Genomic DNA, 23,478 nt, shown 5'->3' with positions numbered 1-23,478 from the left:
CCCTGCCTGCTCACCACAGGCGCAGACCACGACAACCCATGAAGGAACCAACCCATGAACATGCACAGCTCCACCAAGATCGGCCTCGCGGCGGTCGCCGTTGCCGGGGTCGCCACGGTCGTGGCAGCCCCTGGGGCTCAGGCCGCGCAGGACTGCACGACGACCACCGTGACCTCTCAGGTCAAGGTCGCCGACGAGAAGACGACCACCGAGGTCACGCCTGCGGTCACGCACGTGGAGCACACCGACGCGCTGTCCCACGAGGAGTCCCGCTTCTCGAAGGTGGTCAGGGGTGAGGGCCACGAGGCTGTCAACGAGGACCAGTTCCGCAACTCGGTCTACACCCGGACCTACACGCCCGGCACCGACGCGGTGACCGACACCATCGAGCACCCGGCCGAGACCCACACGGTCGAGCACCCGGCCGAGACCCACACCGTCGAGCACCCGGCCGAGGCCCACACGGTCGAGCACCCGGCCGAGACGCACGTCGTCCACCACGAGGCGGTCACCCATGAGGAGACTCGCGTCAAGGACGGTGGCTACGCCTACAGGCAGAAGACGACCGGCAAGGTCCGCTACCTGAACTCGCCGGACTGGAACGGTGAGGACGAGCACGGCGACAAGGGCTGGGTCCGCTTCGCCGCGGGCGACCTGACCGAGACCGTCACCGTCGTGGACAAGGAGGCGTGGGACGAGACGGTCGTGGACAAGGAGGCCTGGACCGAGACCGTCGTGGACAAGGAGGCCTGGACCGAGACCGTCGTCGACAAGGAGGCCTGGACCGAGACCATCGTCGACAAAGAGGCCTGGACCGAGACCATCGTGGTCGAAGAGGCCACTCCCGCCGTCTTCGGCTCGTGGCAGTGGGACCACTTCACCGCCTGGACCACGACGTCGGGCACCCCGGCCGATGAGGATGGTCAGGACGGCGAGGACAACCCGCTGAACCTGTCCCAGATCGGCGAGCAGTACCAGCAGACCGTCATCAAGAACGAGGCCTACGCCGACCCCGACGTCACCCTCTACTTCGTCGAAGACGGTGAGCCGACCATGAATCTGGCCGACGCATCCTGGACCGCCGACGCGCCTGAGGGTTGGGACCTGGTCGACACCCGCACTGTGGAGGACAGCCCGGCATCGGACGTCACCGTCGAGGACTCGCCCGCCTCTTCGGTCACGGTCGTCATCCCGGCTGTCTACGAGACCGAGACCAACACGTCGGAGAAGTGCGCGGCGGTCGTCAAGGACGCCAGCACCAAGGTCGACTCCGAGGTCCCGAACCGGATCGATGCCGGTCTGGCTGGGAACCTGCCGAACACGGGCGGTCCGAACGGAGCGCTCCTCGCCGTCGGCGGGCTGCTCGCCGGCACCGGAGGCATCATGACCTTCCTCGCCCGCCGCCGGAAGAACGCCTGACCCACACTCCCAGGCGGGCGTGACTCCGTGCTGGGGGCGGGACAACCTGTGGTGGTGAGCAGCCTCACGGCCGCGCGGTCGATGTCCCGGGCGGACGAATTTTCGTTCGCCCGGGGCAGCCTTCGGGGGCGTACGGCGAGGGCTTCAATTCGTCGGCGAGATCGACGACATCCTTGCCAACACAACCGCGTTGTTCTCGCCGCCTGCTCGAAGCATCATTCTGCTTATGCCAGATCTTCGCTGGGAAGAGGTCAGGGACTTCTTTGACCCGGAACTGATGGGATCCCTCCCGGATCTCTTCGTGCCTGACACGACTGTCGATGACTGGCAGAACCTCTTGAACCTGGTGACCACAAGCGGTTGGACGTGGAGGTATGAGCAGGGGGAGACGGAACTGCCGTTACCCAGTGCCAAGACGGTGCTAGCGCGGCCAACCGACTTAGCGACGGCCCATCTAAGGGTCTGGCCTGTCTCCGGTGTGCTTGCGATCTTCCGGTTCACGTCTGAGCACGAGATCGACTTCGACGTCGACCTCCGCGAACTCCAGGGCCAGGAGGGCGTCGACACCCTCTGTTTGTTCCTCCGCGAAATCTGGCACGGCGTCGGGAAACCGGTTCTGATGACGAACGAGGGAGGTAGCAAAGAGCATCCGGTTCTTGGCTATGACCCGGTGATGGACAAGGTGACAATGCTCGCCGAGGACTCGGCGGTCAACCCATGAGACGGTTGACGCAGCCAGAGGCCGCCGTTCAACTGGAGTGGCTCGCGGCTCAGCCGGAAGACGAGCGCACGACGGGCTATTCTCCCGCCGGCTGGGAAGCCGAGACCTGGCTCCTACATTCGATGTACGAGAATCCCGATCTGCACGGACTCGGCACTCACGACGACGTACGTCGACGAGCCCTTGACGATGGCGAGGCGACACCGGACGTCGTCGGGGGCATCGACCTGGATGAGGTCACCACGTCGACTGGCACGCCGCTCGGTTTCAGCACAAAGCCGGCACGCCCTTGGCAGCGGCTGACGTGGTCGTCTTACCTCTCCCGATTCCCAGAACTCGTCCCGAACCGCATGTTCCCGCCATGCTTCCGATGGTTCCCCGCTGGAAGTTGGCCCGCTGCTATCGAGCCCCCGCCGGAAGGGTCGCTGGACGAGAACGCACTCCACGCCCTGATAGAGATCCTCACCGATGCACCCAGCCCCACCCCCGAACCTTGGTGCTTCGCGTTCTATGCAGCACTGCCGGCGAGTGACTTCGACGACGTGCACATCTGGCAGGCCCGGATCGACGAGATCCCTTCTTTGCTCAGTGTGTACGGCGGCGACTACGAGTTCACTCCAACGAACCTCTGGGCCCCGGATCGTTCGTGGTTCGTCTGGACGGACTACGACCTTCAGGCGACCAGGATCAGCGGCCGCCGAGAACTCGTTGAGATGGTCGAACAGCACCCAACGCTCGAGTCGACAACCTGGCCTTCTCGACACGTTGACCTTGAGACTTAATCAATACCGCGATAGCGAATGCGGCTGATCCCTTGAAGCTCTCGGGCGAGGCGATCGGCCAATAACCTGCCGTCGGCTGCGAAACCTTGCGGATCGGACATCTTGGAACGCGACGGATCGCTCCTGTTCAGGCTTGCGTCGTATCGGGCAGCCCACGCGTTCAGCTGCTGAACGCACTGCCTCGTGATCGGGAGCGAGCCAGGATCGACGTTCCGCCCTGTCTCGTCATCCCATGTCGGCCAACAGTCGTATTCGGACATCACGCGGATTGTGGGCGGAACGTTGAGCGGATGGTGTCGATGCCAGACGGCCAGGACCCTCTGAGCGAGCGCCGCGTACTTGGAGGGGCTCCCTGCCAAGTCCGCGTCGAACCAGTGCACGAACTCTTGGTGGATCACCTCACGGAGCTGGTCGAGATCATCGACCTCTGGAAGCCGTAGGGCAATGGTCTGCGCCTCCGCGGCGTACTCGTCGGTGTTGGTCTCGAAGTTGAGACCGATCGGATCTGCTTCGAAGAGAACAGCCGTGAGCTCATCGACAAGAGGCTCCTGTCCTTCAAGCGCGGAAAGACGGCGTTCCCGCGACGCGCGCACCTCCGTGGACACCCGTTCCCAGTCCGCATCTCCGTTCGTCGATGCCTCTGGTCTCCGCCACCAACGCGCCATAAGGAAGCAGCCTGCCACCCAACGCCCATCGCCGCATGCCGGCCGCGGATATCGACCCCGCAGATCTCGGGGCAGTCCAGCGGCCGGCGGCGCAGGCGATTGGGATCAGTGCACGCCGGCCATCAGCCGCCGGATGGGCCGGTTGCCGATGAGCAGCAGGACGCCGACCACGACGGAGGCGAGCCCGACCCACCAGAAGAAGCCGCTGTCGTCGCTGACGTCGTAGAACTCGGCGAGGCGACCGGACATCGCGGTGCCGAGGGCGACGGAGAGGAAGAAGAGCGCCATCATCTGGGTGCGGAAGCGCTCGGGGGCGAGCTTGGTGGCCAGCGAGAGACCGACCGGGGAGAGCAGCAGCTCGGCGAGGGTGAAGAGCAGCAGGATGAACGCGAGGCCGATCAGCGGCACCGTGTGCTCACCGCTCGGCATCAGCAGGAACACCCAGAACGCGATGCCCATCAGGATCGTGCCGATCGCGAACTTCACCGGCGTCGACGGCTGACGGGAGCCGAGCTTGGTCCACAGAGCCGCGAAGACCCCGGAGAGCAGGATGATGAAGACCGGGTTGATCGAGTTGACCCAGGAGACCGGCATCTCCCAGCCGAGGATGTCGCGGTCCAGGCGCTGGTCGGAGTAGACCACCATCACGGTGAACTGCTGCTGGTACAGCGACCAGAAGACCGCGGAGGCGACGAACAAAGGCACCATCGCCCACACCCGGCTCCGCTCGATGGCGGTGACCTGGCTGCTCAGCAGGATGACGGCGAAGAGCGCGACCGCGGCGACCGCGCTGATGCCGATCACGATGTTGGCCAGACGGGGCGCGGTGATGACACCGGTCAGGCAGAGCACCACGATCGCCGCCACGGCGGCGACGGCGATGGCGATCCAACGGCCGCGCTCGGCGGCGGGAAGCGGGTTGGGGACGACGCGGCTCTCGTCGGGAAGCGCGCTGCGGCCCAGGGCGTACTGCACCAGACCGAGGATCATGCCGATCGCGGCCAGCCCGAAGCCGACGTGGAAGCCCCACTGCTTCTGCAGCAGCCCGGTCAGCAGCGGACCGACCAGGGCGCCCAGGTTGATGCCCAGGTAGAAGAGGGAGAACCCGGCGTCGCGGCGCTCGTCGTCGGCGGCGTACAGGGTGCCGACCAGGGAGGAGGCGTTCGCCTTCACGCCGCCCGAGCCGAGCGCGATCAGCACCAGCCCGACCCCGACCCCGGCGATCCCCGGGATGAGGGCGAGCCCGAGGTGGCCGAAGACGACCAGCCAGGCAGAGGCGAAGAGCGTACGCTCCGCGCCGAGCAGGCGGTCGGCGATCCAGGCCGCGATGATGGTCGAGAGGTAGACCGCACCGCCGTACGCACCGACGATCCCGAGCGCGACCGGCTCACTGATCCCGAGGCCGCCCTCGGCCGCGGAGTAGTAGAGGTAGATCGCCAGGATGCCCTGCATGCCGTAGAAGCTGAACCGCTCCCACAGCTCGACGCCGAACAGGTTGGCCAGGACGCGTGGCTGCCCCAGGAAAGACCGCTCGCCGGCATCGCCGGCGGTGGCCTCACTTTTGACTTGACTCATTACCTCAGGTTCACAAGCCCTCGCTTCCCCGCCCAAATCGCGAACGGCCGATAACCGCCGGATGTGACCACTACCACGCGAGTTCGCCGTCCTTGTCCTGGAGCGTCCCGGTGGGTCCGTCGGCACCCAGGGTGGCGAGGCGTACGACGGTCTTCGCGCTCTCCGCGGGCGACGCGGCGATGTCGTCGATGCCGAAGCCGGCGGTCATGTCGGTGGCCGTGGGGCCGGGCTCGACGGCATTGAACCTGATGTCGGGGTTCGCCTTGGCGTACTGCACGGTCAGCATGGTCGCGGCGGCCTTGGACGCGGCGTACAGCGGCAGGAACATGCCCTGCTCGACCCGGCCCGGCGTGGTGTTGGCCCAGAACGAGCCCATGCTGCTGGACACGTTGACCACCCGCGGGTTCTCCGAGCGGCGCAGCAGCGGCAGCGCGGCCTCGGTGACGCGGAGGATCCCGACCGCGTTGATGTCGAAGACCCGCAGCGCGGTCGGGCCGTCGAGCGGGTCGGCGACGAGGACGCCGGCGTTGTTCACGAGTACGTCGAGGCGGCCCTCGGCGGCCTCGATGGTGGCCAGCGCGGCGGTGACCGACACGTCGTCGGTGACGTCGAGCTGTACGAAGCGGGCGCCGAGCTCGGCGGCAGCCTTCTCCCCTCGTTCGACGTCTCGGGCTCCGACGTAGACGTCATAGCCGGCCTCGACGAGCTGGCGGGCGGTCTCGAAGCCGATGCCCTTGTTGGCGCCGGTGATGAGTGCGACGGTCATCTCTGTTTCCTTCTCGGTAGGTGGCCCGGTCGGGCCGTCTCCGACGCTAGGCACGCTCGCGCCGACCACCCAGAGCCCTGGTCAGACCGGGTCCTGACAGGACCCCCGCTGCCCGCTCGCCGCCGACCTAGGCTGGAGACATGAGGATGCACACATGAGCGAGGCGACGAATCCGCTGGGCGCGTTCCTCCAGGCCAGGCGGGCGCTGGTGACGCCGGAGGCGGCGGGCATCCCGGTCTCGGGCGTACGCCGGGTCACCGGGCTGCGCCGCGAGGAGGTCGCGATGCTGGCCGGGATCAGCGCGGACTACTACCTGCGCCTGGAGCGCGGCCGCGACCGCAACCCGTCGGTGCAGGTGCTCGAGGCGATCGCCCGGGTGCTCCAGCTCGACGACGACCACACCGCCCACATGATGTCGCTGGTCGCCGAGGCTCCACGTCGTCGGCGGCGCCGGCGCAAGGAGACCGTCCCGGCCGGGGCGCTCAAGCTGCTCGACTCGATGGTGCAGCCCGCGTTCATCGAGGGGCGCTACTTCGACATCCTGGCCGCCAACGATCTGGCTCGCGCGCTCTCGCCACGGCTGGCCGCGGGCGGCAACCAGCTGCGCGACCAGTTCCTCGACCCGGGCCAGCAGTCGTTCCACCCGGAGTGGGAGTCGATGACCGAGTGCTTCGTCGGCAACCTGCGCCAGGCCGTCGGCACCGACATCGACGACCCACGGTTCATCGAGCTCATCGGCGAGCTCTCCCTGGCCAGCGCCCGGTTCCGGCAGCTCTGGGCACGCCATGACGTACGCGCCCAGACCGGCGCCCCGATCCGCATGGACCATCCTCTGGTCGGCGAGCTCACCCTCAACCGGGAGCGGCTGTCGATCGGCGGCACCGACGACCTGATGCTCGTCGTCTACCACCCCGACGCCGGCTCACCTGATGCGGAAAAGCTGGCTCTGCTGGCGTCCGCGGGGCTGCCCACCCGGCCCGTCGCGTCGGAGGCTCGATCGGCCTGACGCCGGCTAGGAGGGTCGGGGCAGCAGGTCGGCGTCGCGGTGCTCGACCAGCTCCGTTCGCTCGCGGACGAGGCGGTCCATGCCCCAGGCGCCGAGCGGCCCGAGCGCGGCGTTGAGGCTGCGGCCGTGCTCGGTCAGCGAGTACTCCACCCGCGGCGGCACCTCGGCGTACACCTCGCGGTGCACCAGCCCGTCCTGCTCCATCTCACGCAGGTGCTGGGTCAGCATCTTCTCGCTGACTCCGGGCAGGCCGCGGCGCAGCTCGGCGAAGCGGCGTACGCCATAGTTGTCGAGCTCCCACAGGATCAGCCCCTTCCACTTCCCGCTGACCACGTCGAGCGCGGCGTCGATGCCACAGATGTAGGGACCGCTTCGGGCCGACTTCGTCACGGGACCGCTCCTCACTCACCTTTTGGTAAGTACCCCAGTAAATAGTGGGTACTCCCGCAATCGTAGGCGAGTCGTGAGGATGAATCCATGAACGCAACTCGCACCCCCGTCACCCTCATCGGCCTCGGCCCCATGGGCCAGGCGATGGTCCACAGTCTGCTCGCCGCCGGGCATCCGGTGACCGTATGGAACCGCACCGCATCGCGCGCCGACGACGTCGTCGCCGCCGGCGCCCAGCTGGCCGACTCCCCCGCGAAGGCCGTCGCCGCCGGCGACCTGATCGTGCTCAGCCTGACCGACTACCAGGCGATGTACGACGTGCTCGGCTCCGCCACCGACGAGCTCGCCGGACGTACGGTCGTCAACCTCAGCTCCGAGGCCCCCGAGCGCACCCGGCAGGGCAGCGAGTGGGTCACCGGCCACGGCGCCACCTTCCTGACCGGCGGCGTGATGGTCCCCGCCCCGATGGTCGGCACCCCCGATGCGTACGTCTATGTCAGCGGTCCCGCCGAGGTGCTCTCGCGGCACGAGGACGCGCTGGCCCGGATCGGGTCCGTCCGCTACCTGGGTGAGGACCCCGGGCTCGCCCAGCTGATGTACCAGGCCAACCTGGACATCTTCCTCACCTCCCTCTCCTCGCTGCTCCACGCCGTGGCGCTGCTGGAGACGGGCGGCATCAAGCCCTCTGCTGCTCTGCCCGAGCTCATGCAGACCCTCGCCGGCATCCCGCCGATGCTCGCCGCCGGCGAGGACCTCGGCGCCCAGCTCGAGGCCGGCCACCACCCCGGCCACCTGAGCACCGTCACCATGATGGGCGCCACCACCGACCACCTCGTCGAGGCCAGCGAGGCCGCCGGCATCGACACCGACCTCCCCCGCGCCGTCCAAGCCCACTACACCTGGGCCCGCTCCCGTGGGTACGGCGCCGAGAACTGGTCCCGCATCATCGACGCCATCCGGCCGTACGCCTGAGGTGATCGCCGGCGCCTGAGCGACCTTCAGGCGCCGGTGATCATCCATTCAGGCAGATCTCCGAGCTCCACACGCCGGGCATGGCGCTCCTCGCCCCATGCGAACGTCGTCTCAGACACCCAGCCCTCGAAAGCCCAGCCGAACTGGAAGAGAGCATTGATCAGCTCGGACGAGTCATGGAGATCCTCAGAACGCCCCAACCGCCACGCCCCACCCTCGCTCGTCGGCTGATACGTGACATGCACCCAGACGTACTCATGCCCATCGTCCGGGTATGTCCAGCGCGTTTCCCCGGGCTCTCTCAGTGAGCTGTAGAACTCCGTGCCGACCACGACCGCAACGGTGACCTCGGGAATCTCATGCTCTGCCAGCGCGCTGTGGACGAGGGGCCGAACGACCTGGTCGCGAAGCCTGCTCACGAACGAGGTCCGACTCATCTCGCGCCCCTTCAGTCAGGTGAATCAGGAACAGTCATCGTCGCGTACGCCTCCGAGCATGTGCTAGCCGAATTCGAGCATCGCGCTCGAATTCATCCGACCTGACCGGAAGGTCGCGAAATACTCGATGGTGCTGCAACACCTGCAGAGCACAGAATGACGGCGTGTTCGCGCTAGGCCCCAGTCCCCACTCCCGCTTCTACGACGCAGCGGCTCGCTGGGACGAGGGAGAGGAGCACAAAGTCATCATCGACGCGGCCACACAAGCGCTTGTCGACGATCTCGATTCTCCCGCTCTTCGCACACTTGCTGGGCTTACGGCGGACCTACGCCGTGACGAGATCGAACCGGTCTTGGTCGACGCGCTCGATGAGCTTGGTCTCCCGTTCCCAGGGCAAGCGGACAGCCCGGCGCGAGATCGCTCCTCTGAGGTGTATGACCGGCTGCCGAGCGACGTGATCAGGTTCGCCGTATCTCCAGCCCCGAAGGACCTAACGGACGGGTTCGAGCTCCAGGTCTTCGTCAACGAAGTCGAGATGACGTCCAGAGCTGCAGGAATGGGCATGGACCCCTTCGACCTGATCGTTCCGGTCACCATGCTCCGTGCCGAAACCACACCTCGGCAGGTTCCGATCGCTCGATGTGAGTGTGGAACATACGGCTGCGGCTCAACCGATGTTCTCATCCGTCGTGACGGCGACGTTGTCCACTGGGATTGGCTGCTCGAGAAGCCGGCTTCGAGCGGTGCGAGCTTCGTCGCCGAACAGTACGACGCCGAGGTCGAGCGGCTCATCGCCGACCGTTCCTGGGAGCGCCCCTCGGACACCGCCACAAGGCTGATCCTCCAGCAGGTCGACCATGCCTGGCTGGCCAAGCATCACCTGCAGTTCTCCTGGGGCGCCCGCCACTTCCGGGAGCCTGACCAATTCCTCGTGTCCCTCATGGCCGACGACACTGCGTTCCAAGTCTTTCTCACCTTTCCGTTCATCAACAGGAGCCCCGAAGACGTCGCAGTGACTGTTCTGGAGGCCCTTTCCTCGCCGCCGTCAAAGTGGCGCGCCACGTACACACCCACCATGCGCGAGCAACGAGGAAGGCCGTCGATGAGCAGCAGACGGTGGCGCGTTGGCGGCCCCTAACCTGACCACCCCGTCGAGGCCAGCGAGGCCGCCGGCATCGACGCCGGCCTCCCCCGCGCCGTCCAGGCCCACTACACCTGGGCCCGCTCGCGTGGGTACGGCGCCGAGAACTGGTCGCGGATCATCGACGCCATCCGGCCGTGCGTCTGAGGTGAGCTGCGACGGACAGGTGGCTTCGCATATGCGAAACCATCTGTCCCCGACCGTGCTGCAGTCAGGAATGAGCCGTGAGCCAGTCGATCACGTCGGCGGTGATCGCATCGCGGTTGGTCTCGTTGAAGATCTCGTGGCGCGCCCCGGGGTAGAGCGTCACCGTCACATCCTTCAATCCGGCCTCGCGGTAACGCTCCCCCAGCAATTCGACCAGTGCGCCACCTCCGGCAAGCGGGTCGGCGTCGCCGGAGACGACGAGAATCGGCAGATCGGAGCGGATCCCACCGATGGCTGCCGGGTCGGCCAGATGCTCGGCGCCGGCGAACAGCTGAGGCACGGCGGTGTCGGGCAGATCGAACCCGGACAACGGGTCTGCGACGTACGCATCGACCTCGACCTCATCGCGCGAGAGCCACTCGTATCCGGTCCGGTGCTCGAACCCGGCGTTGAACGCCTCCAGCCCGACCGGACCCTCGGCGCTCGAGAGCGCACCGGCGAGTACGTCGAGGGCGGTCGAGCCTGACAGCACCACAGCGTCGTACAGGTCGGACCGGTCCAAGATCACCGTCTGCGCCGCGAAGGACCCCATCGAGTGCGCCACCAGGAACACCGGGATCCCGGGGAAGTCATCGCGCAGCGAGGCACCCATGGCCGCGACATCGGCCACCAGCGCCTCGAAGTCGAAGTGACCGAGCTGGTCGGCCGACGTGACGGACCCGCCGTGACCGCGGTGGTCGACCGCCCGCACGACGTACCCAGCCGCGACGAGAGCGCGAGCGAGCCGGTCGTAACGCTGCCCGTGCTCGGCGATGCCGTGGGCGATCTGAACCACGCCCCGCGGCGCGGACAGCTCCTCTCCCCATGTCCGGATCGCGAGCGCGGTGCCGTCGGTCGGCGAGACGAATGTGGCTGTGGTGGGCATGGGGCCTCCTGGTGACGGGGTGCCCATGCTGCCATTCCTAGGTCCGCCACATACGCGATCAGCGCGATCCCCTGAGGAAGACACCGGGCCTGTTCAAAGGGCGCAAGTCGACGTCGTACCGAGCCCACGGACCGCCGGCCTGCTCCCTCATCGCGCTCTCGCCCGGCTCGAGGTCCAGGACAGTCACGAGCGTCGGGTCCGTGTCCACGAGGTGGGTGAGGTGTCCCACCCGGTTGTTGTCGATGGTGGCTTTCGACGGCCCGATCAGCTGCCACAAACCGTCGTCGGCATCGCGCGAGACGAAGAGGGCAGGCTCCTCGCCCGTCAGGACCGGTGCCGTCGTGATGATCTTCGTTCGACGCAGCCAGTGGCGCAGCCACACCGCGCGACTGTCGAGCTTCATCACGGCATCGACCACCGTCCAGATGAGCGCTATGTCCCGGTGTGCATGGGCTGCGGCAGCGGTCAGATGCGGACCTCCTTGGGGCACGTCCTCGAACGGCTCATCGATCAGCGCATACCCGATGCGACCGTCACGCTCGACAACAGCCGCATGAAACGTACCGCCGCCTTCGTTTCCGGCCCCGACACCGATCGAGATCCGCCCCTCATCCGCTTCCGACGTCCACCCGAAGGCGTACGAAGCCAGCTCACCGCGCGCCCCGATGAACTCCCCGAACATCCGGCGGTCAGTACCGTGCTCGGTCTCCCGCTCGACGAACCGCCCCTCTTCTACTCTTACCTTCACGCCGCAAGCCTAGTGATCGCGCGACTGGCCCGACGGCTGATCACCTCGCGCGCCATTCGCCGGCATGGTCTGGGAGGGACTCCGCGTGAACCTGCCGCGAGCGTTGGGCAGGAGACGCTGTACGCCGCGGACGCCACTGCTGTACGCACCGCTATGACTTGGAGACGAACGCCCTGTGGATCCAAGTGACCGGACGCCTTCTTCTGCTCCGCGACCCTTCTGTCCCGTACCGCGAGAGCCCGCTGGAACGCGGTGTCGCTCCATTCGTTGCGACGGGCCTCGGGAGCAATTTCAGCGCGTCGCACTACTTCAAGTAGATCGAGCGCGCCCTACCCCTAAGCTCATGGACCACAAGGCTCGTAGCTGCAGGCTGCCCACACCATCCGGAACAATCCGCTGCCGCGCCGCATGCGCCATACTCTCCTCATGGCGATCCAGCGACCCCCTCAATGGACCTACTCGTTTGAGAAACTTCGACCCGTTGCGCTCGACCGCCAAGACCTCCGCGACATCGTCGCGCTCCTCGAACCCTTGGTCGGACAGCACGGACCGTCAGACGTGCGGATCTCAGTCAACGACTATACGGCCGAGACATTGACTGATGTATTCGAGTTCGAGCGGACGGTCGAGGAGGTTCGGCTGCATTCACCAGATCTTTCAATCACTCTTACTTTGCGTGGCGACTTTCTGACACTCCTGTTCTGGGACACTGCCAAGCCACCGACGAGTGCTGCGGTCACCGAGATCAAGAAGATCCTGGATGCCCGATCCCATCGCCCAACCTCGAAGGCTCCAGCCAGCGTCGTTCGAGCTCTCCTGATGATGCTCGTCGGCGGCTCGCTCGGATGGACGATCGCGCAACAAATCGGACTTTCTCCAGCCAGCGGGTATGCCCTCGCCGGGCAGGTCACCGGCGCAGTTATTGGGCTAGCACTTAGCGTGCGGGCGGCTCGTCAGGTCACAGTGGTGCCACTGCTGATCGAACAACAAGATAAAAGCCCATGGTGGAAACGGAACGAGTCAGTCCTAATGCTTCTTATGACGGCGGCAGGCGTCATCGCAGGGATTATCGGAATCTTTGCTTAATCGAACGACAACTGGTTCACTTCACAGTCCTTGGCGCAGTTGCGGTCTGAAACCTCCAGACTGGAGCAGGCCTCTGGCGAGGGAGTTGGTCAGGTTGCGGAACCCGAGGGCGAATCCTAGTGGGTTCTCAAGCCGACCATTGATCGCCTCCGTTGAGCCGTTGGGCGTGCCGCGCCCGCCGAAGTAGGCAAGCACGTCGGCGGATCGCTTCTTCAGGGCGCGACCCAGCGCGTTGGTCTCGCCGGCACGTCGCGCAGGCCGTGGCAGATCGAGTCGATCAGGGCGGCCATCAGCGCGTGACCGCAGCGAAGGTCAGGTTCACGGCAGGAAGCGACCATGCGCTCGCAACTTCAAGATCCCGGACCCTCCGCGAGGTAGTCATACAAGTGACCGAATTTGCGTTGCTTGGTGACTAGATACGGCAGCGAATCCGGGGTGGCATCAATCTTCAGGGCCACATGGTCGATGTCGATTCCCGCCTCTTCCAGACCAGTTATCTTCCGTGGGTTGTTCGTAAGCAGACGAATAGACCGCAGACCTAGATCGGCTAGCACTAACGCAGGACGGCGGTAGTCTCGGGGGTCCGGCTCTACACCAAGCGCCTTGTAGGCGTCCCACGTGTCCATGTCGTGCGTGTCGCCGAGAGCTAGGCCCCTCACCTTAGTGAGAAGTCCCGCACCTCTGCCATCGCAGATCATGTACAGAACAAACCCACCCTCGCGGTGTACACGCTTGAGACTCTCGTCGAGTTGCTCATGACAGTCACAATCCGTCGCTCGGAAAATCTCGGCCGTGTAGCAGGCGCTCTGAACCCTAACAAGGGGCACACTCATGTGAGCACCGTCCGTTGGGGGTGGCACCTCGATGCAGACGATGTTGTCTTCTTCATGCTCACCAAAACTGTATATGTGCAGGGTTCCTGACCCGTAGTGGCTCTTGAAGTCGCATGACGCATGTTCGAAAATTTCCGCACTCACCTGCTATGCCCCTCTTTGGTCACTGCTGCGACATCGGAACTTGTTGGAATAAGGCCCTCCCACTCGGCCTGAAGATCCAACTCATACTGAGCGACCCTTGCGGCAAGGATGCGGTCTCGGTCTGAATCATCGAAGGGCTCAATCCGATACCTGTATCGCTTCGCATCCGCCTCAAGTATCCGCTGGTAGCGCCGATACAAGCTCCAACGTTCATGTGGTCGCTCGATCTGACCGAGCGCAACAACGGTCGCGGTTAGAGCAGCCAAGATGCTCGGGACCACCTTGCCCGTCACGAAGTCATCGCCCGACAAGCCGATGAACACCGGGATCGCCGCGGTGGCGGCCGTGGTGAACATCGTGAGCACCCTGGCGCGGACCTTGTTCTTGTTAGCCTTATCTCTGATCGATCTGGCGACGGTAGAGCAAAGGTCTAACGCACTTTCAGAAGCCTTGTCTAGCGGGCGGCCAGGGGGAGGACTTGACTCGGTCACCCAGGTAGTTTGTCTCACACGGGCGTGCCGCGTGGGTGAATCAAGAACTCCCCCTAAGACGAACGACTGCCTTGGGTCGCCTGTAACTCGAGCGCCACGGTGGCAACTATGCCACCCCCACGCCACCACTCTCGTACGCGCGTGGGTCGCCCAAGATAGGGAACCGGATCCTTCTGCTGGTCTGTTGCAGCCACATGACGCCGTGAACATGCAGAGCGATCTCCTCGGGAGCGTGGTCTGAGGAGGTGGCGTCGAGAACCGCTTCGCCGACTACAGCCGGCCGACCTGCTTCTCGCAGGTCGCGATCAATCGCTTCGACCACCCAGATGTATCTAGGGAGCCTCGCGAGTGCGTACTCCTGGACGATGCTGGCATGGAGACCTCGGCCAGCGAGGTTTCTTTTGAAGTCGTTCGATCGGATCGCGTAGGTACGGAGTGAGAGCCGGCCGGCAGCGATGAGATCGTCGATCGGCTCGAACGGCAATGACGGCGCAACTGCGGCTATCTGCCTAGAGGCCTTGACAAGGTAGAGCCCCCCTTTGCGTTCTGCCGCTTCGGGCGCAAGCCAGAGCTTCTCAGGGACGGGTACGTGCATAGTGCGCCAGGCTCCGTAGACCTTGCCGCTTCTGGGGTCGATGTCGTTGAGCACATTGGTGACCAGGAGGTAAGGACCTGCTTGGTCGTCGTGACGAATGAACTCGATCCAGCCCCTCTGGGGCGCGTCGGTGCGGCGGTATCCGCAAAGGACGAAGGCGTGGTCGTGGGTGCCAACCAGGACCGGATTTCCGGAGTTCAGGTGACGGCACGCAACAGGAATAATTCGATGGTCCCAACTGCCAGGAGGCGAGGCTGACGGGCCATCCAGGGTGGGCGGAATGGGATCATCAGGTTGCCAGGGGAGGTGAGGGCTGGGGAGGTCGCCGACAGAATAGAACATCGCGGGGAGTTCGAACCGTCGAAACAGATCGCTGAGTTGCACCACCGTGAGGCCGCCGGAGGGTAAGCCGCGATTGGGTTGGAGGCTGGCGTCAGCCATGAGCGAGAAGTCGGCCTTGGTTCGTCGGGCGGTGTCCCCGCGAACGTGAGCGCTGTAGTGACACATCCATGCGGCAGCCTGCGCACAAGCGCCGAGTTGCGCATCCTGTTGTGCAAATGGGACTCCGGTTATCGTCAGTTGTTGACCAAAGAAGCTCACCTTCTCCGTCACACAGGTCCGGACTGCTTCCGCAAGGTCCGGAGGCGGAGGCAGCAGGGCGCGTGACACGAGGCCCGTCGAGGCCGGCCGCACCACGACGTAGCCCAGGTATCCCGCTTGAGCCGCGTCTTGCCAAAGCGATCCGGCACTCAAGTTCTCGAAGAAGAAATGGAGGCGGTGCGTTGAGTCCGGGATGTCTGCGAACTGGCGAGAGTAGTAAGCCGAGTACTCACTTCGAAAGTCGAGATCGAGGTACCTCGTTTCGATCACGAGTGTCCTCGCTCCGAGCGAACGCGCCACCTCTGTGCATCGTCGAAGAGGAGCATCGTTGAGCGATCCCCAATACCGCCTGAGCGCTGCATCCCACTCAGCGTCAAAAGTCGGGTGGAGGACTTCCGCTGGATCAGGCTCGTTCCAGTCCTTGAGTTCCACTGCTCGGGCTCTCAGGCCAGCCTGAGACTTGCAGACGCTGTCTCGGCCTCTCGTCGAAGCCGGGCTAGTTCTGCAAGGTCGTCGTCAAGCTTCCGCCGCTCGGCGCCGGTGAGCAGATCATTGGGATCATGGGGCAGCTTGTCGGTCACTGAGTCGGGCGAGAGCGGCGGGAGAACGGTTTCGGACACTGTCGGCCCTCTCTGATGCGTTGCGTGTGACAGTAGCAGGTGCGCATCATGTCGGTTCAGGGATCTAGGAGAGACGTCCGCGGAGTGGCGTAGAGCCTCCTGAGCTATAGGGGATGTCAGAGAGGTTGTCTTCAGGGCGGAATAGCTTAGCCAAGGCTGAGCCGGGGACGGGCCCTGTGCCGCGCGATGAACCTCTCCCGACCGGGGCGCCAAAGGAGCACGAACGTGCGGTACGAATTGGTGAACGACTGGACCCTCAAGTCGTGTGGAATCCCCATCAGATCTGTCATGCGCCACTCCGTCGACAAGTTGGATGGAAACGGCGGCGCGACGAAGCGGTGGTCGGGGGCGGCCAAGCGCCTTGGGAAGCGGTTGCCACCGAACTTGGCATCCCAGGACAGCGAGCTGACGACCTCGAAGCGTTGGAAAGTCAGCGGAGCGATGCTAACTGGCGTCGGGTCGAGAACGATTCCGCAAAGCCGCCCGCTGTGCGTCTCGATCCACCGGCGAAACGTCGAGTGCAGCGACGCGCCGAACATGGTTGCGAGCTGAACTGGCGTGCTCACATCGACTGGGTAGTCCCTCGCCATGCGCGTCATGAGGTCGACTTGGAAGAGCAACTCCGCGCCCCCTTGATTGGCCTCACGTTCGAACCTCAACTCGATCTCGGGTGAGAGGGTTTTGTGAGTGCCACCAAGCACCAGGAGATCCCTTTGCCAAGGCAGCGCGTCATGCATGATTTCGTGGCACTCCACGAACTTGCGCTGCGCCGGCAGCTCGATCTCTGGATTGATGTGAAGGATCCGTTCACGGCGATCCAGGGCACCCCGGATCTTCCGAGCCGCGCTGCGCAGAAGTTTGCGCAATTCCCGGGGCGCCTGACTGATCTTGCTTTCGGAGAGCACGTAGTCGTCGACCTCCAGCAAACCCGCAGCGGCGACGATCTCAGGGACCGGGGTCGGGAGTCGCTCGTTGACGTCAGCTAGCCGCAACAACGATTGGGCAACGCCTTGAATCTCGGCGACGTTCCCGAGAGGTCTCATCGGAGTGGGTCTCCTTAAGTACGGGGCACTCGCTGATATGCGGGCGAGTCATTGCGGTTACTGCGAGCGCTGCTGCCGCAGCAGTGCGACGTATGCCGCGACAGCCTTGCGCTCCTCCGCCGTCAAGTCGGAGCTGTTCAGGGCGTGGTCGAAGGTGTTCGCGGCGAGTACGCCGTCGCTTTGTGGAATGACGTATCCGGCGAGTTCCATCAGCGCCGCGTACGGAACCTCTAGGACCTGACTCAAACGATGGAGCACATGCGGGGACGGCTGCTGGACGTCTCCGCCCTCCAGTTTCTGGAGATAGGCGACCGAGATCTCCGCCGGCGCAGCCACAGCCTTCAGCGAAACCCCTCGAATCTTGCGCACCTCGCGCAGGCGGTCTCCGAGCGAACTTCCCATGCCAACTCCTGAAAACTCGTGTCACTACTGTAGTGAACATACACCATAGTGTTGACAACAGTCGAGTATGCCACCATAGTGGACGCATCGCACCATGGTGGACATCGGGGATCCGATGGCCCTGAATGCGAAGACGGCGCAACCGTCGTCGCCAGCCAAGGCTGGCCCACACGATTGACCGAAGGAGTTCAGGATGAATAACTCATCCCCTGCTGAAATGAGCGAGCCAGGGAAGAAGCCCGGCAGCGACGGATCGACGCTGGAGGTCACGGTGTTCTCGCCGAGGCACCCCGAGCCGGCGCCGTTCAGCTTTCCCAACGCGATGTCCGTAGGAGAGGCTGCGCAGCAGGTCGCGCAGCACTTCGGGTATGCCGCTGGCACGCCCACGTTCAAGAGCGCTGACGGTGAGGTCCTCGACCGCGATAAGCCGCTGCGTGGCGAGCACGTGCGCGACGGAGCCGTCCTAGAGCTGGTCGACGTCGGCGGTGGCGTCTGATGGTCAGCATCACCGAGGCGGTGTTGGCGGACGAGTTGCCCGCCATCACCGCCTGGGCCGAACGGCACGGCTGGGAATTCAACTACGATTCGATCACGCTCAGAGGACGGGCCGTCGTCGAGCATCCGCGCGTCGCCGACCTGAGGGTTGTTTTCTGGTTCGACGCGTCGGGATACCCGAACAGGCAGCCGCCCGCGTGGTGGTGCGGCGGCGACGGCGCCACGATCTGCACGGAGAGGGCGGGGTACCCCCGTCCATCGCCGACTCCGCCGCCTGGACCGCCGCACGGCTCGATCTTCCACACGAACCCGGTGATCTGCGCGCCATGGAACCGCCTCGCCTACAGCATTCACGGAGGGCCCCACGCGGATTGGCCGGCGCTAGCGGCCTGGAGGACATGTGGCGTCGGCTACACCCAAGCGCACACCATCGCCGACATGCTGTCGGCGCTCGAAATCCATTTGGCTCGGAGCGACGGGATGCAGACCTGATGACCGTTCACCGAATCACGCCGCTGCCCGAGACCACTGCCCGCGGGCGCCTCATCGTCAGCGAAGGCGTCGTCGCGCCGACCCGGGCCGCACTCCAGGCAAGCAGCACCGATGGCAGACCCGACGAGGGAATGGTCCTTTGGCTTGGCAGGAACATCGATGACACCTCTGTAGTGCTTGCCTGCGTCGCACCGCGGACCAACCACAACTGGGGTCGCGTCGAGATCGACGAACGCGCCGTCGGCGCCGCAGCGTCCGTAGGTCGCGCGCACGGCCTCGGGGTCGTCGCCCAGGTGCACTCCCATCCCGGATGGGACACGCGACACTCCGATGGCGACGACAAGATGGTGCTCATGCCATACGAGTCGATGTTCTCTCTCGTGGTCGCCGACTACGGAATCGGCTCCCTCGAACCCAACGATGGCGCTGGCCTCCATCAGTTCCAGGACGGCCGATGGATCAAAGTCTCCAATGCGGAGTCGCTCGTCGTTGTACCCCATTTGCTCGGAGACAGGGCATGACACCGCGCCAGCAGCAGGCGCAGGCGTTCTACGCCGCTCGCGACAAGCGAACCGCCCAGTACGGAGCTGAGGAGGGCGCCCTGAACCGGCCGATCGTTCTTAGCGTTGACGAGGTGACCGCTGCCGATCGGCCTGCCCAGGTAGCCATCCTGGCATTGGTCGACATGCTGTTCCGAGTGCACCGTAAGGTCCGCCTTGACCTACCCGACGTGACCATGGCGACCGGGGAACGGCTAGAAGATGTGGCGATTGCGGCCGCCTTCGCCATCGACCCGTTTCAGCGCCCCAAAGGTCTGCCAGTCGACGGTGAGGTCCGACTCCATCTCACGACCACAGGAAGCTCCGAGGCGGCGGACGTAATGGGCACCTGGAACGGAGGGCGAGCAGAGGTTCACATCCGCGGCGCAGGTCCACTCGGTGCCGAGGCAGCCAGGCACAGCGCTAACGCTGGGCACACTGATGTACTCGGAGCCGCCACCACTGCGTGTCTAGTTGCTGCGGCCGCCTTCGCGATGGTGCATGGTCGCGAGCCGACTCCGGCCGCGATCAATCTGCTTACCAGGACATCTGGAATCGGCGCCGGAACCGACTCGGCCATCGGACCGCTCGACGTCGGCAACGTCGATGTGATCGGCGGCGGAGCCGTGGGCCACGCGCTCACATACTGGGCAAACGTGTTCGGTGTCATCGGCACGTGGAACGTCATCGATGGTGACGACGCGGAGATACACAACACGAACCGGTGCGCGGGGATGACCGTCGCCGATGCCGGGTGGCCCAACGGAGTTCCAGTCGGTGTCGCGAGAAAGAAGGCGGAGACAGCAGCCCGGAACAACGGCAGTCGCGCGACGACGGCCTGGTTCCACGAACTCCCGGCCGAGCGACCTCGCCCCGACCTCCTCCTAGTTCTCGCTAACGAGCACGGAGTCCGGGACGCTGTTGCCCAGCGCGGCGAACCCCTGCTTCTGCACGCGACAACATCGGCAAACTGGACCGCCGAACTGCACCGGCACATCCCAGGCCGCGATGACTGTCCTGCATGTCGCCTCCCAACGAAGACCCAAGCGTCGTTCGCATGCTCCGAGGGCCATGCAGACCCAACCGACGGCCAAAGCGGCGACGCAGCGTTGCCCTTCCTGTCGGCGGCCTCAGGCCTGTTGCTGTGCGCCGCATTGCTCGACCTACGCACCGACCGGCACTTGCTGGAGGGCAGAGACAACCACTGGCTCGCGCATCTTGAACTGCCGTTGGGCTCTCCCATTCAATCCGCCATCCATCGAGGCACCACGTGCGTGCACCATCTGCCGCCGCGTGCCCGCAAGACCATCCAGGCAGCTCAGCCCCGACGGTGGGACCATATCGACGACCTTACGTAGGGATGGCCTTTGCTTCGCCACGAGGTGGGTGACACCGCGACGTATGACGCAGCCTCTGGATGCGACGCCCGATGCCAACGTTCGCATAGCGTCCAAGCCAGACCTAGGGAGCAGAGTCGAAACCATCGCACCCATTGGACCCGCCCGTCCCAACCCAATGAGAACTCACCCTCGACGACCAGAAGCGCTCTGCGTGTCGTGTGGAAAGATCCAGATCCATGATCCGTGCGGTGGTGTTCGACGTCGGCGAGTGCCTAGTCAACGAGACTCGGGAGTACGGCACATGGGCGGACTGGCTGGGGGTGCCGCGGCACACCTTCTCTGCGGTGTTCGGGGCTGTCATCGCGCGCGGGCTGGACTATCGCGAGACGTTCCAGGTGTTCCAGCCGGGGTTTGATCTGACCGAGGAGCGTCGGAAGCGGGATGAGGCTGGGCAGCCGGAGTGGTTTGGGGAGGACGACATATATCCCGACGTACGTCCTGCGCTGAAGGAACTCCGAGCGGCCGGACTGTGGTTGGGGCTGGCCGGCAACCAGACCGTCAACGCTGGCCGGATCCTTCGGGAGCTGGGCTTTCCCGTGGACATGGTCGCCACGTCTGATGACTGGGGTGCGAGCAAGCCGGATCTGGCGTTCTTCGAGCACGTAATCCGGGCGGCCTCGCATTCGGCGGAGGAGATCCTCTACGTCGGCGACCGGCTCGACAATGACATCCGACCTGCTTACGAGTCGGGGATGGCGACCGCGCTGATCCGTAGAGGTCCGTGGGGCGTGATCCAGGAGCACGACCCGGGGGCCGATGAGATCGCGACGATCCGGATCTCGTCGCTCGACGAGCTGCCCGGGCGGATCGCGGCTCTCAACAAAGGTCAGTGACGTAGCGCGCTCAAGGTGTTGTGCCAGCCGTAGAGGCGGTCGTCGAGGCGGCGTACGCAGTCGAGGTCGGCGTGGGCGTCGAGGGCCTTGCGTACGGTCATGATCCGTTCCATGCCGGTGGCGTACCAGTTGACCGCGAGGCTGTCGAGGGCTTGCTCGGCGTAGCTGCATGCCGCCTCGGGGTCGCCGGCGGCCGCCTCGACAGCAGCGAGGTCGCCGAGGATGACCGGGGACTGTTTCTCGTCGCCGGTGGTGGCTGAGTCCAGGGCCCATTGCAGGGTCGCGCGGGCCTGAACGAGGCGGCCGGCCTTGAGCTCGATGTTGCCCTTGAACGCGGCCAGCCGCATCGGCGAGAACCAGGTGAACCAGTCGGGTGGCTGGTGCTCGTTGGGTTCGGCCATCAGGTCCTCGGCGTGGTGGATCAGTTTCAGGGCCTTGTCGTAACTGCCGGCGATGGTGGCGCATTCGGCTTCAACCGCGTCAAGCCATGCGAGGTGCTCGACCGAAGCTGGAGCGCGGCGGGCATAGACCCGTGCTGCGCGGATCCGATCCGCGGTGAGGTCGGTGTCCTTGACCCAGCCTGGAACAAACGCGGTGTGGGCCAAGATGGCTGAGCCGAGCAGCGAGTCGTCGGCGACCGCCGCCATCTGAAGCGCGTTGATGTAGGTGGCATCCGCATCCGCCGGCCGCTGTAGGGAGAAGAACTCGATCCGCCCAGCGAGCAACAGTGACTCCGCCAGTGACATAGCAAGCCGTTCGCGGGCCGTCCCGGTGGCCTCCTCCAGCAGGCCGGCGACCATGTGGTTGTGTTCGACCAGCACAGCCAACAGGTGCCCGGGCGCGACGGTGGGGTACATGCGACGGTATGCAGCCATGATGGCCGCGACGTCTGCAGCAATGGTCAGGGGCTGAGCGCCCGACGCCGGGGTGGTTGGCCGTGAGGACCGACGGGCCGACTCCCGCTTTCGCGGCTGCTCGGGCGTAGAAGGCGCTGTCGGCAGTGTGTCCCAAGGAGCGGTGAATCCCAGCTGCTCGATCGGGAGGTTCAGGACGTGGGTGAGCAGCCGCTGATAGTCCGAGCGTGGCCACGGCGGCGTAGCCGACTCCCATCGACGTACCTGCCTGACGCTGATCTCCACGTGGCCCAGCCCCAACTGCGGTGCAGCGCGCGTCAACGCGTCAGCCAGAGCTTGTTGAGAGCCGAACCCTGCATGTTGCCGGGCGGCCTTCAGCAGGACGTTTCCAATCCCGTCGCTCATTACCTTCCTCCGATATCGCCAGACCTCGCCTCATCAACTGTATCTCGTACCACTGAATGACCGCTAAAAGTCTTCTTTAAGTCCTCATTCACTCGACTCGCTTCGAGGATGCTGAAGGCATCCGGGCGGCCGGATGGACCTCGACGCCGCTGTCCGCCCGGATTCCAGCCACATGGGGAAGCGACAGAGAGACTCGGATGTCATCGCTCAGCAAGGCCCGACCAGGCAGACCACGCCACATGCCGGACAACGGCGTAGGCACCCCGCGCGAACAGGTCCTGGAGGCCGCCGCGCGCCTGTTTACCAGCAAGGGGTTCGCCGCGACCTCGACCCGGGAGATCGCCGAAGCAGTCGGGATCCGACAGGCATCGCTCTACTACCACTTCGCAGGCAAGGACGAGATCCTCGCAGCGCTGCTCTCCATGACAGTGAGGCCGACCCAGATGGTGGTTGAGGAGATCGTGGGCGTGGTCCCTCCGGAGCGCGTCGAAACCGCACTGTTCCTACTTGCCCTGGTCGACATCGACACGCTCGCACGGGTGCCGCACAACATCGGCGTTCTCTACCAACTGCCCGACGTCGTGTCCGCCACCAACCTCGACTACGCCAGCTTCCGACATGCCCACGGGCAGCTCACCGAGGCGTACGCCGATCTCGGGTCCCGTCTGGCATCTCGTCACGGAGTGACCGTTCCTCCCCCAGCACTTGGCCCGATGCTGATCCAGCAGGTCGAAGGTGTGATCACGCTGCGTGCCGACGGCCACATCGTCGACCGCACCCGCGCGATGGAGATCGCGGCCGGCTGCTTGCGGCTGTGCGGCTGCACCCAGAGCGAGGTCGATGGTGCGTCTCAGCGCGCGGCAGCTCTCCAAGAACAGACCTCGTTGGGCGCGCGAGGTGCGTAGAGGCGACTCGGCACGAACTAACGGCGTTCGCCATGACCTGTGTTGG

Annotated in this window: 26 protein-coding genes and 2 pseudogenes; 14 read left to right on the top strand and 14 right to left on the bottom strand. The window is 65.1% G+C overall.

Features of this window, described 5'->3' with window-relative positions:
* The first annotated feature begins 54 nt into the window (after positions 1–54).
* The 3 genes from BLT25_RS26070 (at position 55) to BLT25_RS26060 (ending at position 2,922) form a co-directional block, all read left to right on the top strand.
* The gene (locus tag BLT25_RS26070) at positions 55–1,419 is read left to right on the top strand and encodes an LPXTG cell wall anchor domain-containing protein (RefSeq protein WP_091052242.1); all 1,365 of its coding nucleotides are present in this window, start codon (positions 55–57) and stop codon (positions 1,417–1,419) included.
* 226 nt (positions 1,420–1,645) lie between these two features.
* Positions 1,646–2,140, top strand: coding sequence for a hypothetical protein (locus tag BLT25_RS26065; RefSeq protein ID WP_091052240.1), 495 nt, complete (start codon positions 1,646–1,648; stop codon positions 2,138–2,140).
* Positions 2,137–2,922 (top strand): hypothetical protein, encoded by a 786-nt coding sequence (locus tag BLT25_RS26060; RefSeq protein WP_091052238.1) that lies wholly within the window; start codon positions 2,137–2,139, stop codon positions 2,920–2,922. Before BLT25_RS26065 ends, BLT25_RS26060 begins: the two co-directional genes overlap by 4 nt.
* Here the strand turns inward: BLT25_RS26060 and BLT25_RS30080 are convergent.
* From BLT25_RS30080 to BLT25_RS26045, 3 genes are all read right to left on the bottom strand, one after another.
* A complete protein-coding gene (locus tag BLT25_RS30080; protein WP_176884290.1) occupies positions 2,919–3,527 on the bottom strand; it encodes a hypothetical protein in 609 nt (202 codons plus the stop codon). The two genes, BLT25_RS26060 and BLT25_RS30080, sit on opposite strands and share 4 nt — an antisense overlap.
* 165 nt (positions 3,528–3,692) lie before the next feature.
* On the bottom strand, positions 3,693–5,162 hold the full coding sequence (locus BLT25_RS26050; RefSeq protein WP_091052237.1) for a peptide MFS transporter: 1,470 nt from the start codon (positions 5,160–5,162) through the stop codon (positions 3,693–3,695).
* A 70-nt stretch (positions 5,163–5,232) separates the two neighbouring features.
* Positions 5,233–5,928 carry an SDR family NAD(P)-dependent oxidoreductase gene (locus BLT25_RS26045; RefSeq protein ID WP_091052235.1) on the bottom strand — a complete coding sequence of 232 codons (696 nt, stop codon included), beginning with the start codon at positions 5,926–5,928 and terminating at the stop codon, positions 5,233–5,235.
* Between the two features lie 154 nt (positions 5,929–6,082).
* Here BLT25_RS26045 and BLT25_RS26040 point away from each other — a divergent pair, with 154 nt between their 5' ends.
* Positions 6,083–6,934 (top strand): helix-turn-helix transcriptional regulator, encoded by an 852-nt coding sequence (locus tag BLT25_RS26040; protein WP_091052233.1) that lies wholly within the window; start codon positions 6,083–6,085, stop codon positions 6,932–6,934.
* A gap of 6 nt (positions 6,935–6,940) precedes the next feature.
* Here the strand turns inward: BLT25_RS26040 and BLT25_RS26035 are convergent, their stop codons facing one another.
* Positions 6,941–7,324: a winged helix-turn-helix transcriptional regulator gene (locus tag BLT25_RS26035; protein ID WP_091052231.1), complete on the bottom strand. Its 384-nt coding sequence runs from the start codon at positions 7,322–7,324 to the stop codon at positions 6,941–6,943.
* Between the two features lie 87 nt (positions 7,325–7,411).
* Between BLT25_RS26035 and BLT25_RS26030 the strand changes: the two genes are divergently transcribed.
* Complete coding sequence (locus BLT25_RS26030) at positions 7,412–8,296, top strand: NAD(P)-dependent oxidoreductase (protein WP_091052229.1); 885 nt, start codon at positions 7,412–7,414, stop codon at positions 8,294–8,296.
* A gap of 26 nt (positions 8,297–8,322) precedes the next feature.
* Here the strand turns inward: BLT25_RS26030 and BLT25_RS26025 are convergent, their stop codons facing one another.
* Entirely contained in the window at positions 8,323–8,733 is a 411-nt protein-coding gene (locus BLT25_RS26025) for a hypothetical protein (protein ID WP_091052227.1), read from the bottom strand.
* 164 nt (positions 8,734–8,897) lie between these two features.
* Here BLT25_RS26025 and BLT25_RS26020 point away from each other — a divergent pair, with 164 nt between their 5' ends.
* Both BLT25_RS26020 and BLT25_RS30755 read left to right on the top strand, forming a co-directional pair.
* Complete coding sequence (locus BLT25_RS26020; protein ID WP_091052226.1) at positions 8,898–9,872, top strand: hypothetical protein; 975 nt, start codon at positions 8,898–8,900, stop codon at positions 9,870–9,872.
* A gap of 15 nt (positions 9,873–9,887) precedes the next feature.
* A pseudogene (locus BLT25_RS30755) lies at positions 9,888–10,022 on the top strand (NAD(P)-dependent oxidoreductase); the annotation flags it as partial.
* A gap of 64 nt (positions 10,023–10,086) precedes the next feature.
* Here BLT25_RS30755 and BLT25_RS26015 read toward each other — a convergent pair.
* Both BLT25_RS26015 and BLT25_RS26010 read right to left on the bottom strand, forming a co-directional pair.
* Positions 10,087–10,947: an alpha/beta fold hydrolase gene (locus tag BLT25_RS26015; protein WP_091052224.1), complete on the bottom strand. Its 861-nt coding sequence runs from the start codon at positions 10,945–10,947 to the stop codon at positions 10,087–10,089.
* A gap of 58 nt (positions 10,948–11,005) precedes the next feature.
* Positions 11,006–11,629, bottom strand: a complete 624-nt coding sequence (locus BLT25_RS26010) for a hypothetical protein (RefSeq protein WP_176884288.1) — start codon at positions 11,627–11,629, stop codon at positions 11,006–11,008.
* A 492-nt stretch (positions 11,630–12,121) separates the two neighbouring features.
* Between BLT25_RS26010 and BLT25_RS29585 the strand changes: the two genes are divergently transcribed.
* Entirely contained in the window at positions 12,122–12,781 is a 660-nt protein-coding gene (locus tag BLT25_RS29585; RefSeq protein WP_143033870.1) for a hypothetical protein, read from the top strand.
* A 21-nt stretch (positions 12,782–12,802) separates the two neighbouring features.
* Here the strand turns inward: BLT25_RS29585 and BLT25_RS30750 are convergent.
* From BLT25_RS30750 to BLT25_RS25985, 6 genes and pseudogenes are all read right to left on the bottom strand, one after another.
* Positions 12,803–13,125: pseudogene (locus tag BLT25_RS30750) on the bottom strand (transposase); the annotation flags it as partial.
* A gap of 6 nt (positions 13,126–13,131) precedes the next feature.
* Complete coding sequence (locus BLT25_RS26000) at positions 13,132–13,758, bottom strand: GTP cyclohydrolase II (protein WP_091052221.1); 627 nt, start codon at positions 13,756–13,758, stop codon at positions 13,132–13,134.
* Positions 13,755–14,459: a DUF4231 domain-containing protein gene (locus tag BLT25_RS30535; RefSeq protein ID WP_091052219.1), complete on the bottom strand. Its 705-nt coding sequence runs from the start codon at positions 14,457–14,459 to the stop codon at positions 13,755–13,757. The genes BLT25_RS26000 and BLT25_RS30535 overlap by 4 nt, the downstream gene beginning before the upstream one ends.
* Positions 14,356–15,714: a hypothetical protein gene (locus BLT25_RS29580; protein WP_143033869.1), complete on the bottom strand. Its 1,359-nt coding sequence runs from the start codon at positions 15,712–15,714 to the stop codon at positions 14,356–14,358. The genes BLT25_RS30535 and BLT25_RS29580 overlap by 104 nt, the downstream gene beginning before the upstream one ends.
* Positions 15,715–16,210: 496 nt before the next feature.
* Positions 16,211–17,107 (bottom strand): ImmA/IrrE family metallo-endopeptidase, encoded by an 897-nt coding sequence (locus tag BLT25_RS25990; RefSeq protein WP_091052217.1) that lies wholly within the window; start codon positions 17,105–17,107, stop codon positions 16,211–16,213.
* 57 nt (positions 17,108–17,164) lie between these two features.
* The gene (locus tag BLT25_RS25985) at positions 17,165–17,509 is read right to left on the bottom strand and encodes a helix-turn-helix domain-containing protein (RefSeq protein ID WP_091052215.1); all 345 of its coding nucleotides are present in this window, start codon (positions 17,507–17,509) and stop codon (positions 17,165–17,167) included.
* A 217-nt stretch (positions 17,510–17,726) separates the two neighbouring features.
* Between BLT25_RS25985 and BLT25_RS25980 the strand changes: the two genes are divergently transcribed.
* From BLT25_RS25980 to BLT25_RS25965, 5 genes are all read left to right on the top strand, one after another.
* Positions 17,727–18,005, top strand: a complete 279-nt coding sequence (locus BLT25_RS25980) for a hypothetical protein (RefSeq protein WP_091052213.1) — start codon at positions 17,727–17,729, stop codon at positions 18,003–18,005.
* Positions 18,005–18,496 (top strand): hypothetical protein, encoded by a 492-nt coding sequence (locus BLT25_RS25975; protein ID WP_091052211.1) that lies wholly within the window; start codon positions 18,005–18,007, stop codon positions 18,494–18,496. The genes BLT25_RS25980 and BLT25_RS25975 overlap by 1 nt, the downstream gene beginning before the upstream one ends.
* Complete coding sequence (locus BLT25_RS25970; RefSeq protein WP_091052209.1) at positions 18,496–19,017, top strand: Mov34/MPN/PAD-1 family protein; 522 nt, start codon at positions 18,496–18,498, stop codon at positions 19,015–19,017. Before BLT25_RS25975 ends, BLT25_RS25970 begins: the two co-directional genes overlap by 1 nt.
* A complete protein-coding gene (locus tag BLT25_RS29575; protein ID WP_143033868.1) occupies positions 19,014–20,393 on the top strand; it encodes a ubiquitin-activating E1 family protein in 1,380 nt (459 codons plus the stop codon). Before BLT25_RS25970 ends, BLT25_RS29575 begins: the two co-directional genes overlap by 4 nt.
* Positions 20,394–20,611: 218 nt before the next feature.
* A complete protein-coding gene (locus BLT25_RS25965) occupies positions 20,612–21,268 on the top strand; it encodes an HAD family hydrolase (RefSeq protein WP_091052208.1) in 657 nt (218 codons plus the stop codon).
* Here the strand turns inward: BLT25_RS25965 and BLT25_RS25960 are convergent.
* Entirely contained in the window at positions 21,262–22,527 is a 1,266-nt protein-coding gene (locus BLT25_RS25960; RefSeq protein WP_091052206.1) for an NsdA family TPR-like regulatory protein, read from the bottom strand. The genes BLT25_RS25965 and BLT25_RS25960 overlap by 7 nt on opposite strands.
* A 239-nt stretch (positions 22,528–22,766) precedes the next feature.
* Here BLT25_RS25960 and BLT25_RS25955 point away from each other — a divergent pair, with 239 nt between their 5' ends.
* Positions 22,767–23,432: a TetR/AcrR family transcriptional regulator gene (locus BLT25_RS25955; protein WP_256328801.1), complete on the top strand. Its 666-nt coding sequence runs from the start codon at positions 22,767–22,769 to the stop codon at positions 23,430–23,432.
* Positions 23,433–23,478 lie beyond the last annotated feature (46 nt).

Origin of the sequence: Nocardioides sp. YR527 (assembly GCF_900101045.1) — a bacterium.
Taxonomy (GTDB): Bacteria; Actinomycetota; Actinomycetes; order Propionibacteriales; family Nocardioidaceae; genus Nocardioides.
This window is presented reverse-complemented; position numbering and strand designations above follow the sequence as displayed.

Excerpts from the sequence above, each read along its gene's own strand:
- BLT25_RS26040 (WP_091052233.1), top strand. The coding sequence starts at position 6,083 with ATGAGCGAGGCGACGAATCCGCTGGGCGCGTTCCTCCAGGCCAGGCGG.
- BLT25_RS26050 (WP_091052237.1), bottom strand. The coding sequence starts at position 5,162 with ATGAGTCAAGTCAAAAGTGAGGCCACCGCCGGCGATGCCGGCGAGCGG.
- BLT25_RS29585 (WP_143033870.1), top strand. The coding sequence starts at position 12,122 with ATGGCGATCCAGCGACCCCCTCAATGGACCTACTCGTTTGAGAAACTT.
- BLT25_RS26070 (WP_091052242.1), top strand. The coding sequence starts at position 55 with ATGAACATGCACAGCTCCACCAAGATCGGCCTCGCGGCGGTCGCCGTT.
- BLT25_RS25960 (WP_091052206.1), bottom strand. The coding sequence starts at position 22,527 with ATGAGCGACGGGATTGGAAACGTCCTGCTGAAGGCCGCCCGGCAACAT.
- BLT25_RS26010 (WP_176884288.1), bottom strand. The coding sequence starts at position 11,629 with ATGTTCGGGGAGTTCATCGGGGCGCGCGGTGAGCTGGCTTCGTACGCC.
- BLT25_RS26015 (WP_091052224.1), bottom strand. The coding sequence starts at position 10,947 with ATGCCCACCACAGCCACATTCGTCTCGCCGACCGACGGCACCGCGCTC.
- BLT25_RS25985 (WP_091052215.1), bottom strand. The coding sequence starts at position 17,509 with ATGGGAAGTTCGCTCGGAGACCGCCTGCGCGAGGTGCGCAAGATTCGA.
- BLT25_RS26025 (WP_091052227.1), bottom strand. The coding sequence starts at position 8,733 with ATGAGTCGGACCTCGTTCGTGAGCAGGCTTCGCGACCAGGTCGTTCGG.
- BLT25_RS25975 (WP_091052211.1), top strand. The coding sequence starts at position 18,005 with ATGGTCAGCATCACCGAGGCGGTGTTGGCGGACGAGTTGCCCGCCATC.
- BLT25_RS26030 (WP_091052229.1), top strand. The coding sequence starts at position 7,412 with ATGAACGCAACTCGCACCCCCGTCACCCTCATCGGCCTCGGCCCCATG.
- BLT25_RS25970 (WP_091052209.1), top strand. The coding sequence starts at position 18,496 with ATGACCGTTCACCGAATCACGCCGCTGCCCGAGACCACTGCCCGCGGG.
- BLT25_RS29575 (WP_143033868.1), top strand. The coding sequence starts at position 19,014 with ATGACACCGCGCCAGCAGCAGGCGCAGGCGTTCTACGCCGCTCGCGAC.
- BLT25_RS25990 (WP_091052217.1), bottom strand. The coding sequence starts at position 17,107 with ATGAGACCTCTCGGGAACGTCGCCGAGATTCAAGGCGTTGCCCAATCG.
- BLT25_RS26065 (WP_091052240.1), top strand. The coding sequence starts at position 1,646 with ATGCCAGATCTTCGCTGGGAAGAGGTCAGGGACTTCTTTGACCCGGAA.
- BLT25_RS26045 (WP_091052235.1), bottom strand. The coding sequence starts at position 5,928 with ATGACCGTCGCACTCATCACCGGCGCCAACAAGGGCATCGGCTTCGAG.
- BLT25_RS25965 (WP_091052208.1), top strand. The coding sequence starts at position 20,612 with ATGATCCGTGCGGTGGTGTTCGACGTCGGCGAGTGCCTAGTCAACGAG.
- BLT25_RS30535 (WP_091052219.1), bottom strand. The coding sequence starts at position 14,459 with ATGTTCACGGCGTCATGTGGCTGCAACAGACCAGCAGAAGGATCCGGT.
- BLT25_RS26060 (WP_091052238.1), top strand. The coding sequence starts at position 2,137 with ATGAGACGGTTGACGCAGCCAGAGGCCGCCGTTCAACTGGAGTGGCTC.
- BLT25_RS25955 (WP_256328801.1), top strand. The coding sequence starts at position 22,767 with ATGCCGGACAACGGCGTAGGCACCCCGCGCGAACAGGTCCTGGAGGCC.
- BLT25_RS25980 (WP_091052213.1), top strand. The coding sequence starts at position 17,727 with ATGAGCGAGCCAGGGAAGAAGCCCGGCAGCGACGGATCGACGCTGGAG.